This window comes from Mycobacterium sp. SMC-18 (genome assembly GCF_045310895.1).
GTDB lineage: Bacteria > Actinomycetota > Actinomycetes > Mycobacteriales > Mycobacteriaceae > Mycobacterium.
Genome location: NZ_JBJIAL010000005.1, coordinates 181686 through 193528, shown reverse-complemented (window position 1 = coordinate 193528; position 11843 = coordinate 181686). Strand labels below are relative to the sequence as shown.

The following is an 11843-nucleotide window of genomic DNA, read 5'->3' as shown; positions in this document are numbered from 1 at the left end:
GGTGCTGCTGGCAATCGATGTCCGCAACACCCACACCATCGTCGGGTTGATCTCCGGCTCCGGAGATCACGCAAAAGTGGTGCAGAACTGGCGGATTCGGACCGAGTCGGAGGTGACGGCCGACGAGCTCGCGCTGACCATCGACGGCCTGATCGGTGACGACGCCGAAAACCTACTCGGCGCAACGGGTTTGTCGACGGTGCCGTCGGTGCTGCACGAAATCCGGGTGATGTTGGACCAGTACTGGCCGAAGGTGCCGCACGTGCTGATCGAGCCGGGTGTGCGCACCGGCATCCCGCTGCTGGTCGACAACCCCAAAGAGGTCGGGGCCGACCGCATCGTCAACTGCCTTGCGGCGTACCACAAGTACGGCACCGCGGCGATCGTCGTCGATTTCGGGTCGTCGATCTGCGTCGACGTCGTCTCGGCCAAGGGTGAGTTCCTCGGCGGTGCCATCGCGCCCGGTGTCCAGGTGTCCTCTGACGCGGCCGCCGCGCGGTCGGCGGCGCTGCGCCGCGTCGAGCTGACCCGGCCGCGATCGGTGATCGGCAAGAACACCGTCGAGTGCATGCAGGCCGGTGCGGTGTTCGGTTTCGCGGCCCTGGTGGACGGCCTGGTGAACCGCGTGCGTGACGATGTCGACGGCTTCGACGGAAACCACGTCACCGTGGTGGCCACCGGTCACACCGCGCAGCTGGTGCTGCCCGATCTACGGACCGTGCAGCACTACGAGAAGAACCTCACGCTCGACGGCCTCCGCCTGGTCTTCGAGCGCAACCAGCGCAACGCCCGCCGGGCCTAGAAGAACGTCCGGACCAACTCGACCACCCGGTGGTCGGCGTCGAGCACCGGGATCAGCTGCCACTTGTCGAACACCGTGCATGGGTGTGAGATGCCGAATTCCAGCCAGTCACCGACGGCCAGGTCCTGGTCGGCCGGTGCCAGCCGCAGGTAGGCGTGCTGGTCGTTGAGCTTCTCGACGCGGCTGTCGGGCCGCCCGTACGGCACGGGCAGGTCCTGGTCGAACGAGACGTCGCGGCGGCCCATGCCCACGATGGCGAGGTCGGGCTCGGGCCGGGACAGCACCTGCGCCCACACGCTGAGCGCGGGCTCCAGGTGGGCGCTGTCGGTGCGGCCGAGCGGCGTCGTGCGGGCGTAGAGACCGTCGTCGTGCGTCAGGTAGCAGCCGCTGCGCAGGACGGTCTGCACCGTCATGCCGTCGGGCCAACCGGTCAGGATGTCGGCGACCAGGTCGAAGTACGTGCTGCCGCCGGCCGTCGCCAGGATCTCGTCGGTCTCGAACAGCGGGTGCAACCGGATGACGGTGTCGCGCATGGTCTGCAGGTACGCCGAGACGGCAGCCACCGCGGCGTCACCGACCTCATGGCCGGTGGCCGCCTCGTATCCGGCGACGCCGACGAGCCGCAGCCGGTCCGAGTCCACCGCCGCGCGCGCCACGGCGTCGACGGTCTCGGCGTCGCGGCAGCCGGTGCGGCCGCCCGGCTGGCCGATCTCGACGCAGACGTCCACCTGGCGGCGCCGGCCGGTCAGCGCGGACGTCATCAACTGCACGCCACGCACCGAGTCCACCCAACAGGTCAGCTCGAAGTCGGGATTGGCGTCCAGCTCGGCGGCCAGCCAGCGCAGCCCGGTGACGTCGACGAGCTCGTTGGCCAGGATGATCCGGCGCACCCCGAACGCCCGAAACACCCGGACCTGGCTGATGGTGGCGGCCGTGACAGCCACTGCTCCCGCGCCGAGCTGACGGGCGAGAAGCTGCGGTGACATGTGGGTCTTGCCGTGCGGCGCGAGCTGTACGCCCCGGCGCCGGCACCAGCGCGCCATGGTGACCATGTTGTGCACCAGCGGCTGGGTACGCAGTGTGCACACCGGCGACACCGCGCCGTCGGCGAACAGACTGGGGCGTCGACGGCACACCTGAGCAGGTGTCTGGCCCCACCACGAGGCCGGCAGTCCCTTGAATTTCCAGTCGATCGGCTCGTGGTCCAGCGCGTCTACGGCGGACTGCTCGAAACTGGTGGCCATGGGCTTCATTTAAGCTGGCATTTCGTGAGCGAAGCCGACAGCCCCGACATTCCCGAGCAGTTCCGCATCCGCCAGGCCAAGCGTGAGCGGCTGCTGGCCGAGGGGCGCGACCCGTATCCGGTCGAGGTGCCGCGTACCCACACCCTGGCCGAGCTGCGGGCGGCCTATCCGGAGCTCGCCGCGGACACTGCGACCGGTGACATCGTCGGCGTCGCAGGGCGTGTGGTGTTCGCCCGGAACTCCGGAAAACTGTGCTTCGCGACGCTGCAGGAGGGTGACGGCACACAGCTGCAGGCCATGCTGAGCCTGGACAAGGTGGGCCAGGAGTCGCTCGATGCCTGGAAGTCCGACGTCGACCTGGGCGACATCGTCTTCATCGAGGGCGAGGTCATCAGCTCCCGGCGCGGGGAATTGTCTGTGCTTGCCCAGAACTGGCAAATTGTGTCCAAGGCGCTGCGACCGCTTCCCGTCGCGCACAAGGAATTGAATGAAGAGACGCGGGTCCGGCAGCGGTACGTCGACCTGATCGTGCGGCCCGAGGCCCGCAATGTCGCCCGCCAGCGCATTGCGGTGGTGCGGGCATTGCGTTCGGCATTGGAGCGTCGCGGTTTTCTCGAAGTCGAGACCCCGATGCTGCAGACTCTGCCCGGTGGCGCTGCCGCCCGGCCATTCATCACGCACTCCAACGCGCTCGATGCGGATCTGTACCTGCGCATCGCGCCCGAGTTGTTCCTGAAGCGCTGCCTGGTCGGTGGCTTCGAGAAGGTTTTTGAGCTTAATCGGAACTTTCGCAACGAGGGCGCGGATTCCACGCATTCACCGGAATTTGCGATGTTGGAGACTTATCAGGCCTACGGCACATATGACGATTCCGCGATTGTGACGCGTGAGCTTATTCAGGAGGTTGCCGACGAGGCCATTGGTACCCGAATGGTCCCGCTGCCGGACGGTTCCACCTATGACCTCGATGGTGAATGGGCGACCATCGAAATGTATCCGTCGTTGTCGGAAGCGCTGGGTGAGGAGATCACCCCGGAGACTTCGGTCGAGTACCTGTGGAAGGTGGCCGAACGGCTCGGCGCCGAGATTCCCAGGGACCGCGGATACGGCCACGGGAAATTGATCGAGGAACTGTGGGAGCACACCGTCGGTGATCACCTTTGGGCGCCGACCTTCGTCCGGGATTTCCCGGTGGAGACCACGCCGCTCACTCGGGCCCACCGCAGTATTCCGGGCGTTACAGAAAAATGGGATCTGTATGTCCGGAAGTTCGAGCTCGCCACCGGATATTCGGAGTTGATCGATCCGGTGATTCAACGCGAGCGTTTCGAGGCGCAGGCGCGTGCCGCCGCTGCCGGTGACGACGAGGCAATGCGACTTGATGAGGATTTCCTTATCGCATTGGAGTATGCGATGCCGCCGACGACCGGAACAGGAATGGGACTCGACCGCTTGCTCATGGCGTTGACGGGGTTGACGATTAGGGACACGGTTTTGTTCCCGATTGTGCGGCGCCAAGCCGACTGAAAACTGAGCTGACCCTGAGACTTGTTGAAGGAATTGAACTCCTATGCCAGCATTGTTATGGCAGAGTCGATTCTGCATTTTTCCGAGGCAGAAGGGTTAGTGTGGGCCGATGGCAAAGAAAGTGACTGTCACGCTCGTCGACGATTTCGACGGTGAAGGTGCGGCGGATGAGACGGTCGAATTTGCTCTCGACGGGGTGAACTACGAGATCGACCTCACCACCAAGAACGCCACCAAGCTCCGGAATGATTTGAAGAAATGGGTCGAGGCCGGCCGTCGTGTCGGTGGTCGCCGCCGCGGCCGCGCCAGCACCGGCGCGACAGGACGGGGCCGCGCGTCCATCGACCGTGAGCAGAGCGCCGCGATCCGGGAATGGGCGCGCCGCAACGGCCACAATGTCTCCAGCCGGGGCCGTATCCCGGCGGAGATCATCGACGCGTTCCACGCCGCCACCTGAGCCCGCGGGCAACAGAATTCAGGATTGCCCGCAGTTTCTCTGTTCGCTTTCGGCGTAGCCCGGTCGGCCCGATCCGGGAAACGTTTCGTCGCCGCAGCGCGTTGGCCTTTTCGCAGCGCTGAGTGGCCTTGCGAGCTAGGGGATACCGCAGGGCACGCATGGTCGCCGCCCATTAGAGTGGACGGTAGGCGCACAGCGTCGCGACACGCGAAGTGACGTGGCAGGAGCTGCGCTACGAGGGAGAGCAGGTAACACCGATGTTCGAGAGATTCACCGACCGGGCCCGCCGGGTCGTCGTCCTGGCTCAAGAAGAAGCCCGGATGCTCAACCACAACTACATCGGCACCGAGCACATCCTGCTTGGCCTCATCCATGAGGGCGAGGGCGTAGCTGCCAAGTCGCTGGAATCGCTCGGCATCTCGCTCGAGGGTGTGCGTAGCCAGGTCGAGGAGATCATCGGCCAGGGCCAGCAGGCGCCGTCGGGCCACATTCCGTTCACGCCGCGCGCCAAGAAGGTGCTCGAGCTGTCGCTGCGTGAGGCGCTGCAGCTCGGCCACAACTACATCGGCACCGAGCACATCCTGCTCGGCCTGATCCGCGAGGGCGAGGGCGTCGCCGCCCAGGTGCTCGTGAAGCTGGGTGCGGAGCTGACCCGCGTGCGTCAGCAGGTCATCCAGCTGCTGTCGGGCTACCAGGGCAAGGAGACCGCCGAGGCCGGTACCGGTGGCCGCGGTGGCGAGACGGGCAACCCGTCGACGTCGCTCGTGCTGGACCAGTTCGGTCGCAACCTGACCGCCGCCGCCGCCGAGGGCAAGCTCGATCCGGTCATCGGCCGTGAGAAGGAAATCGAGCGGGTCATGCAGGTGCTGAGCCGCCGCACCAAGAACAACCCGGTGCTGATCGGTGAGCCCGGTGTCGGTAAGACCGCCGTCGTCGAGGGCCTGGCGCAGGCCATCGTGCACGGCGAGGTCCCCGAGACCCTGAAGGACAAGCAGCTCTACACGCTGGACCTGGGTTCGCTGGTCGCCGGCAGCCGTTACCGCGGTGACTTCGAAGAGCGCCTGAAGAAGGTGCTCAAGGAGATCAACACCCGCGGCGACATCATCCTGTTCATCGACGAGCTGCACACGCTCGTGGGTGCGGGTGCCGCCGAGGGCGCCATCGACGCCGCCAGCATCCTGAAGCCGAAGCTGGCCCGTGGCGAGCTGCAGACCATCGGTGCGACGACGCTCGACGAGTACCGCAAGTACATCGAGAAGGACGCCGCCCTCGAGCGCCGGTTCCAGCCGGTGCAGGTGGGTGAGCCGACCGTCGAGCACACCATCGAGATCCTCAAGGGTCTGCGGGACCGCTACGAGGCGCACCACCGCGTCTCCATCACCGACGGTGCGCTGGTCGCGGCCGCGACGCTGGCCGACCGCTACATCAACGACCGGTTCCTGCCGGACAAGGCCATCGACCTGATCGACGAGGCCGGTGCCCGCATGCGCATCCGCCGGATGACCGCTCCGCCAGACCTGCGCGAGTTCGACGAGAAGATCGCCGATGCGCGCCGGGAGAAGGAATCGGCCATCGACGCGCAGGACTTCGAGAAGGCAGCCCGGCTGCGCGACTCGGAGAAGACGCTGGTCGCCCAGCGCGCCGAGCGCGAGAAGCAGTGGCGTTCGGGTGACCTCGACGTGGTCGCCGAGGTCGACGACGAGCAGATCGCCGAGGTCCTGGGCAACTGGACCGGCATCCCGGTCTTCAAGCTGACCGAGGCCGAGACCACCCGTCTGCTGCGCATGGAAGATGAGCTGCACAAGCGGATCATCGGCCAGGTCGACGCCGTCAAGGCGGTCTCGAAGGCCATCCGGCGTACCCGCGCCGGCCTGAAGGACCCGAAGCGTCCGTCGGGCTCGTTCATCTTCGCCGGCCCGTCCGGCGTCGGTAAGACCGAGCTGTCGAAGGCGCTGGCCGAGTTCCTGTTCGGCGACGACGACGCGCTCATCCAGATCGACATGGGTGAGTTCCACGACCGCTTCACCGCGTCGCGGCTGTTCGGTGCCCCTCCGGGCTACGTCGGCTACGAAGAGGGCGGCCAGCTCACCGAGAAGGTGCGCCGCAAGCCGTTCAGTGTGGTGCTGTTCGACGAGATCGAGAAGGCCCACCAGGAGATCTACAACAGCCTCCTGCAGGTTCTCGAGGACGGCCGCCTGACCGACGGTCAGGGTCGCACTGTCGACTTCAAGAACACCGTGCTGATCTTCACCTCGAACCTCGGTACGAGCGACATCAGCAAGGCGGTTGGCCTCGGCTTCACCCAGGGTGGCGGCGAGAACAACTACGAGCGGATGAAGCTCAAGGTGCACGACGAGCTGAAGAAGCACTTCCGCCCGGAGTTCCTGAACCGTATCGACGACATCATCGTGTTCCACCAGCTGACGCAGGACGAGATCATCCAGATGGTCGACCTGATGATCGGCCGGGTGTCCAAGCAGCTCAAGGCCAAGGACATGGAGATGGAGCTGACCGACAAGGCCAAGGCACTGCTGGCCAAGCGCGGCTTCGATCCGGTCCTGGGTGCCCGCCCGCTGCGTCGGACCATCCAGCGCGAGATCGAGGACCAGCTCTCCGAGAAGATTCTCTTCGAGGAGGTCGGCCCCGGTCAGCTGGTCACCGTGGACGTCGACAACTGGGACGGCGCGAGCAACAACACCGAGGATGCGGTGTTCACGTTCGCCGGCCGTCGCAAGGAATCGGCCGACCTGGCCGAGGCCGCTGCGACTGCCTCGGAGTAGTCAGCCAACGTGAAAAGCCCCCGATTCGTCGGGGGCTTTTCCGTTTGGTCAGCCGACGAGTTTCCCGTGCTCTTCGAACAGCGGGCGGTACTTCGCATCGCAGTTCTTGAGCGCCCAGTCGTTGAGCGCCTTCATGTTGTCGAGCATCGCGTCCATCTTGTTGGGATCGGCGAGGTCTTCGAGGTAGCGATGCGGTTCGGCGGGCGCCGCGGCGATGAGTTCGCCCTGCGTAACGGGCGCGTCCTTGAGCAGGTCGTCGACGATCTGGCTCTGGTTTGCCGCACCGCTGCCGAATGCCGAGTTCATGTCGCGCAGCTTGCGGGCGACCAGCTTCGCGTCGAGTGTGCAGAAGTCGCCGGCGCCGCTGTTGCCGGCCGCGGCGGTCGCTCCGGCCGTGCCCGCGCTCGAGTTCGAACTGTGGCCGGCGGTGCCACATCCGGCCACCGCGAGCGTGGCGGCGGTGGCGACTGTGCAGACCAATCTGGCCGTGGTGGCGAACAACATCGCAGTGCCTTTCCGTCGCTGTGCAGGGGGTCGAGATCGACGCTAAGCGCCCGGCGGTGCCACGGATATAAGGGAAGTCCCTACGGATCTGCGCGGACGGGAAACGGTTCGGTGTATCTTGATCCCGTTACGACGGTGCATGGAAGCCGGTGAGAATCCGGCACGGTTGCGCCACTGTGAGCCCTCTGCGGCGAGTCAGATCTTTCGCCGTCGTGCAGAACCGAACAATGTAGGGGCGCGTGACCCCGTAGGAGGTTTGACCATGACGAGTATTGCGGTTTCCAAGCCGGGCGTATCGACCAAGGCGCTTTCGGCCACTCGAGTGGCAGTGCTGCTGGGCGTGACGATCTTCCTGGCCATGCTGGCGTACTACCTCGTCGGCATCGACGAGGGCATGATGTCGATGTTCGGCAAGACCGTCGTGGTCCACGAGTGGGTGCACGACTCGCGGCACTTCCTCGGCTTCCCCTGCCACTGACGCAAGGGACTTTCATGGAAATCCGCGTCATCGGGCGCGGAGCCCTCGCCGGTCTGATCGCCGGCATTCTGGGGTTCCTGTTTGCCTGGATTTTTGCTGAACCCACCATCGACAAGGCCATCGACTACGAATCCGGCCGCATGAACGTGCTCTCGACCGTCCACACGGCCATGGGCCATCCGGTCGAGCCGGACGGGCCCGAGCTGTTCAGCCGGTCCATCCAGTCGGGTATCGGTGCGGCCACCGGCATCATCGCGTTCTCTGTGGCGATGGGTGCGCTGGTGGCTGTCGCGTATCTGGTACTGCACGGCCGGTTCCAGGTCCGGCCCAAGGTGCTGGGCTGGACCACCGCCGGTTTCGGCTTCCTGGGTGTGTACCTGTTGCCGTTCGTGAAATACCCGTCGAACCCGCCCGCTGTCGGCCATGAATTCACCATGGAGGCCCGCGGTTTCCTGTACCTGGGAATGGTGTGGGGGTCGCTGGCCCTGCTGGGCCTCGCGGTGTTCGCCGCGCGCAAGCTGTCTGCGAAGGTCGGCTGGGCGCGTGCCGTCGGAATCTCGGTGCTCGGCTTCTTCGTGCTGTACGGCGGTCTGCTGGCGGCGCTGCCGTCGCTGGGTGATCTGGCCGCCAATGTCGAGCACGCGGGCGAGTTCGGCTTCGCGCGCGCCGCCACCGAGACGCCGCAGCCGATCACCAACACCTTCGATACGCCGGTCACCGTCGACGGCAAGGTCTACGCCCCCGGGCAGTTGATCTACCCCGGATTCGACGCCGACCTGCTGTGGAAGTTCCGGTGGTACTCGCTGATCGACCAGGCGTTGATCTGGACGGTCATCGGGCTGGTGTTCGGCGGGCTCGTCGAGCGCTACCTCGGTGGCACCAGGAAGGCCGCACCGGCGCAGGACGTGGCAGCCGCGCTCTGACGACTGCGGTTGCCGCGCACTACAGTTCGAGGCATACCGACACAGAAAGGCGGCAGCATGCTGGTTGTCACGACGAATGACCTGCCCGGGTGGGAGATTCAGCGGGTCTGCGGTGAGGTGTTCGGCCTCACCGTCCGGTCCCGGAACGCCTTCGCGCAGATGGGCGCCGGCTTCAAGGCGATGTTCGGCGGCGAGCTGCAGGGCATGACCAAGAACCTCGCCGAGAGCCGCAACGAAGCCATGGGCCGGCTGCTCCAGGAATGTCACGCCCGCGGCGGTAATGCGATCATCGGGATGCGGTTCGACACCACCGAGATCGGCGACGTCTGGACCGAGATCTGCGCGTACGGCACTGCGGTACAAGCAGTTCCGGTCACCGACGCCGCGCGCTACACCGCACAGCAGTTGGGTTACGGCGGCGGCCCGGGCCCGGCACAGGGCCCGACAGGGTAATCTCCACGGCGCAGCTGGTTTGCCAATGGCGCTTCGGCGTCTGCGGCATCGAATGGCGAAAATCGCCATGAGAGGGAACCCGGTGAGAATCCGGGACTGTCCCGCAGCGGTGAGCAGGAACGACCGCCGTCATCGGCACTGGTTCGTATCGAACTGGGAAGCGACGGCCACTAGGTGCACCCGAGGGTGCGTGCCCGCGAGTCCGAAGACCTGCCAGCTGTGCCGGATGCGCCGCGTCCGGCGGTGCATCGCCTCGTGGAATGGGCTGATCGCCGAGGGCGGTTTGTGCTGTCCTCGATGAATGTCCTTGGGCGGTGCGCACTTCCGTCGCATTTGAAGGACGTCAGTTGTCAACACCATTCACCGCAACCATTCTCGGCGCGCCCCGCATCGGTCCGAACCGTGAACTCAAGCGGGCCGTCGAACGCTATTGGGCGGGCCGGATCGACCGGGCCGCGCTCGAGGAAATCGCCGCGGGCCTGCGCCGCGAGACCATCGCCGCGTTGTCGGCCGCCGGACTGGATTCCATTCCGGTCAATACGTTTTCCTACTACGACCAGATGCTCGACACCGCGGTACTGCTCGGCGCCCTGCCGAGTCGCGCGGGCGGCATTGCCGATGATCTCGATCGCTATTTCGCGGCGGCTCGCGGGACGGCGGACATCGCACCGCTCGAGATGACGAAGTGGTTCGACACCAATTACCACTACCTGGTCCCGGAGATCGGCCCCGACACCACGTTCACACTGCATCCCGACAAGGTGCTGGCAGAGCTCAAAGAGGCTCAGGCGCAGGGTATTCCGGCCCGGCCGGTGATCGTCGGGCCGATCACGTTCCTGGCGCTGAGCAAGGCCGTCGACGGCGCCGAGGCGCCCATCGGGCGCCTCGGCGAGCTGCTGCCGCTGTATGCCGAACTGCTGGGCCGACTCGCCGCAGCCGGTGCCGAGTGGGTGCAGATCGACGAACCCGTCTTGGTCACCGACATCCTGGACGGCACTGCCAACGCCGCCGAATTGGCCGAGTATGCCTACGCCACGCTCGCGGCAGCCGCCGAACGTCCGGCGATCCTGGTCGCGACCTACTTCGGCGAGCTGGGGAGTGTGCTGCCGGCGCTGGCGCGCACGCAGATCGACGGCATCGCAGTCGATTTCGTCGCCGGCGGTGACCAGCCGACGGCCGGAATTCCGGGTCTCGCGGACAAGCTGTTGGTGGCCGGCGTCGTCGACGGCCGCAACGTCTGGCGCACAGACCTGGAGGCCGCACTGGTCCGGCTGGAGTCAGTGCAGGAGTCGGCACGTTCGGTGGCTGTGTCCACGTCGTGCTCGACGCTGCACGTCCCGTACTCGCTCGAGCGCGAGGACGGTCTCGACGACGCGCTCCGCGGCTGGCTGGCGTTCGGTGCCGAGAAAGTCGACGAGGTCGCGACGCTGGCGACGGCGCTGCGCACTGGCCGGGGCTCGGTGGCCGCGCAGCTCGAGGCATCGAACCGGGCGGTCGCGTCACGCAGGCACGACCCGCGACTGCACAACGCCGCCGTCCGAGCCCGGCTCGACACGGTCCTGTCCGGTGGCATCAGCCGCGGGCCGGCCGCCGAACGGCGTACGGCACAAGACGCCCGCCTGCATCTGCCGGCACTGCCGACCACGACGATCGGTTCGTTCCCGCAGACCGTCGAGATCCGCAAGGCCCGGGCGGCGTTCGTCGCCGGCGAGATCGACGAGGCCGATTACATCGGCCGGATGAAATCCGAAGTCGAGACGGTGATCCGGTTGCAGGAGGAACTCGGCCTCGATGTGCTGGTGCACGGCGAGCCCGAGCGCAACGACATGGTGCAGTACTTCGCCGAGCAGCTCGACGGCTTCTTGACCACCAAGAACGGCTGGGTGCAGTCGTACGGCAGCCGCTGCGTGCGCCCGCCGGTCCTGTTCGGCGACGTCACCAGGCGGCAGCCGATGACGGTCGAGTGGGCGACCTACGCGCAGACATTGACCGACAAGCCCGTCAAGGGCATGCTCACCGGCCCGGTGACGATCCTGGCCTGGTCGTTCGTTCGCGACGATCAGCCGCTGGCGGACTCGGCCAACCAGGTGGCGCTGGCCATCCGGGACGAGACCGTCGATCTGCAGTCCGCCGGCATCGCGATCATCCAGGTCGACGAGCCGGCGTTGCGAGAGCTGCTGCCGCTGCGCAATGCCGACAAGGCGGCCTACCTGCAGTGGGCGGTCGACGCGTTCCGGCTCTCGACGTCGGGCGTCAGCGACGCCACGCAGATTCACACGCACCTGTGCTATTCGGAGTTCGGTGAGGTGATCGGCGCCATTGCCGATCTCGATGCCGACGTGACGTCGATCGAGGCGGCACGCTCACACATGGAGGTCCTCGACGACCTCAACGGCATCGGGTTCTCGAACAGCGTCGGCCCCGGTGTGTACGACATTCACTCGCCCCGGGTTCCCACCACCGGCGAGATGGCGACATCGCTGCGCCGTGCGCTGGATGCCGTTCCGGCAGAACGGCTCTGGGTGAACCCGGACTGCGGGCTGAAGACCCGCAAGACCGACGAGGTTTCCGAGTCGCTGCGGCGCATGGTGCAGGCGGCACTGTTGGTTCGCGCCGGATAGCTCGCCGATGACTGCGCTCCGGAACCTGAGCCAGGTTCCGGAGCGCAGTTCTTT

The 11843-nt window shown here is 66.2% G+C and carries 10 protein-coding genes and 2 riboswitches; of the genes, 8 read left to right on the top strand and 2 right to left on the bottom strand.

Going from position 1 to position 11843, the window contains the following annotated elements:
* The first annotated feature begins 1 nt into the window (after nt 1).
* On the top strand, nt 2–802 hold the full coding sequence (locus ACJH6J_RS06780; protein ID WP_135356462.1) for a type III pantothenate kinase: 801 nt from the start codon (nt 2–4) through the stop codon (nt 800–802).
* On the opposite strand, the gene ACJH6J_RS06775 is transcribed toward ACJH6J_RS06780, so the two are convergent.
* On the bottom strand, nt 799–2046 hold the full coding sequence (locus tag ACJH6J_RS06775) for an alanine racemase (RefSeq protein WP_167837984.1): 1248 nt from the start codon (nt 2044–2046) through the stop codon (nt 799–801). The genes ACJH6J_RS06780 and ACJH6J_RS06775 overlap by 4 nt on opposite strands.
* A 24-nt stretch (nt 2047–2070) precedes the next feature.
* On the opposite strand from ACJH6J_RS06775, the gene lysS reads away from it, so the two are divergent.
* From lysS to clpC1, 3 genes are all read left to right on the top strand, one after another.
* The gene (gene lysS / locus ACJH6J_RS06770; protein WP_135356464.1) at nt 2071–3573 is read left to right on the top strand and encodes a lysine--tRNA ligase; all 1503 of its coding nucleotides are present in this window, start codon (nt 2071–2073) and stop codon (nt 3571–3573) included.
* A 109-nt stretch (nt 3574–3682) separates the two neighbouring features.
* Nucleotides 3683–4030, top strand: a complete 348-nt coding sequence (gene lsr2, locus ACJH6J_RS06765; protein WP_020100914.1) for a histone-like nucleoid-structuring protein Lsr2 — start codon at nt 3683–3685, stop codon at nt 4028–4030.
* Between the two features lie 257 nt (nt 4031–4287).
* Nucleotides 4288–6810, top strand: a complete 2523-nt coding sequence (clpC1, locus tag ACJH6J_RS06760; protein WP_135356465.1) for an ATP-dependent protease ATP-binding subunit ClpC — start codon at nt 4288–4290, stop codon at nt 6808–6810.
* A gap of 48 nt (nt 6811–6858) precedes the next feature.
* On the opposite strand, the gene ACJH6J_RS06755 is transcribed toward clpC1, so the two are convergent.
* Nucleotides 6859–7314, bottom strand: coding sequence for a hypothetical protein (locus ACJH6J_RS06755; RefSeq protein WP_133426367.1), 456 nt, complete (start codon nt 7312–7314; stop codon nt 6859–6861).
* Between the two features lie 129 nt (nt 7315–7443).
* A riboswitch (adenosylcobalamin (AdoCbl) riboswitch) is annotated at nt 7444–7528 on the top strand.
* Nucleotides 7529–7576: 48 nt separating this feature from the next.
* Between ACJH6J_RS06755 and ACJH6J_RS06750 the strand changes: the two genes are divergently transcribed.
* From ACJH6J_RS06750 to metE, 4 genes are all read left to right on the top strand, one after another.
* Nucleotides 7577–7792, top strand: a complete 216-nt coding sequence (locus ACJH6J_RS06750; protein ID WP_020100912.1) for a CbtB-domain containing protein — start codon at nt 7577–7579, stop codon at nt 7790–7792.
* A 14-nt stretch (nt 7793–7806) separates the two neighbouring features.
* Nucleotides 7807–8715: a CbtA family protein gene (locus tag ACJH6J_RS06745; RefSeq protein ID WP_135356466.1), complete on the top strand. Its 909-nt coding sequence runs from the start codon at nt 7807–7809 to the stop codon at nt 8713–8715.
* A 57-nt stretch (nt 8716–8772) separates the two neighbouring features.
* On the top strand, nt 8773–9168 hold the full coding sequence (locus tag ACJH6J_RS06740) for a YbjQ family protein (protein ID WP_133426369.1): 396 nt from the start codon (nt 8773–8775) through the stop codon (nt 9166–9168).
* A 23-nt stretch (nt 9169–9191) separates the two neighbouring features.
* Nucleotides 9192–9401: riboswitch (cobalamin riboswitch) on the top strand.
* A gap of 114 nt (nt 9402–9515) precedes the next feature.
* The gene (metE, locus tag ACJH6J_RS06735) at nt 9516–11789 is read left to right on the top strand and encodes a 5-methyltetrahydropteroyltriglutamate--homocysteine S-methyltransferase (protein ID WP_135356467.1); all 2274 of its coding nucleotides are present in this window, start codon (nt 9516–9518) and stop codon (nt 11787–11789) included.
* Nucleotides 11790–11843: the final 54 nt, after the last annotated feature.